Genomic DNA, 1194 nt, shown 5'->3' with positions numbered 1-1194 from the left:
GGCATGGGCCCAGGACGCCACGGTCGTGCGCCGAGGGGCGTCGATCGGCTCGAATGCCACCATTGGCTGTGGGGTCGAGATTGGAAGCTACGCCGTGGTCAGCTGCGGCGCAGTCGTGATGCGTGATGTGCCGGCCCGCGCGGTGGTCGCCGGGGTCCCGGCCAGCGTCATCGGCCATGCCGGAGCCAACGCCACTGCGCCCAGGTTGTTTGAAACCGTACTGGGGGAAACCTCATGATCCCATTTCTCGATCTCAAGGCTCAGTTCAAGACGGTGCAGGAGCCGCTTGAGGCGGCCGTCCTCTCCGTCCTGCGCAGCGGCAACTATGTCCTGGGCGAACCGGTCGCGGCCTTCGAGCGCGCGTTCGCTGAATATTGCGGTGTCGGGGAAGCCGTGGCCGTGAGCAGCGGCACAGCAGCCCTGCACCTGGCCCTGCTCGCGGCCGGTGTCGAGCCCGGGGACGAGGTGATCACGGTACCAATGACCTTCGTCGCAACGGTGGCCGCGATCCACTATGCGGGAGCGAAGGCGGTTCTGGTCGATGTCGATCCCACCAGCTTCACGATGTCGCCGGAAGCCTTCGAGGCTGCCATCACGCCGGCGACCCGTGCCGTCGTGCCCGTCCATCTCCATGGCAGGCTTGCCGATATGGCGGCGATCGGCGCCATCGCCAATCGCTACGGCATCACCGTGATCGAGGATGCTTCCCAGGCCCATGGCGCGGAGCGCGATGGCATGCGGGCAGGCGCCTTCGGCTCATATGGCTGCTTCAGCTTCTATCCCGGCAAGAATCTCGGGGCCTGCGGCGAGGGGGGCGCGGTGGTCACTCACGATTCCAAGGCCGCTCAGCTGCTGCGCAGCTTGCGCGACTGGGGGCAGGAGGGACGATCCAATCACGTCAGGCCCGGCTTCAATCTGCGCCTCGACGCGATCCAGGCCGTGGCGCTGCAGGTCAAGCTGCCCTATCTCGATGGCTGGACACAGAAGCGCAGACGGATCGCTTCGGCCTATGAGCGGCTGCTGGGCGACACTGAGCTGCAGCTTCCGGCTCCGGCCCGGCGTGCGGAACACGTCTTTCATGTCTACGCGATCCAGAGCGAAGAGCGGGACAGGCTGCGGACGGGACTCGCCAAGGCGGGGGTTTCGACCGGCATCCACTATCCCCGCCCGGTTCATCTGCAGCCGGCCTATGCC

Annotated in this window: 2 protein-coding genes; both read left to right on the top strand. The window is 66.7% G+C overall.

Annotated features, from left to right (window positions below; translation table 11 throughout):
• Positions 1–238, top strand: a 238-nt coding sequence (locus AC1D34_RS37765; RefSeq protein WP_476827055.1) for an LbetaH domain-containing protein, incomplete at its 5' end; no start/stop codon positions are given.
• Positions 235–1194, top strand: a 960-nt coding sequence (locus tag AC1D34_RS37760) for a DegT/DnrJ/EryC1/StrS family aminotransferase (protein ID WP_476827054.1), incomplete at its 3' end; no start/stop codon positions are given. The genes AC1D34_RS37765 and AC1D34_RS37760, both read left to right, overlap by 4 nt.

Source organism: Allobosea sp. P1_A7 (assembly GCF_056406775.1).
Note: the sequence above shows the minus strand (reverse complement) of the source record. Positions and strands in the feature narration are given on the sequence as shown.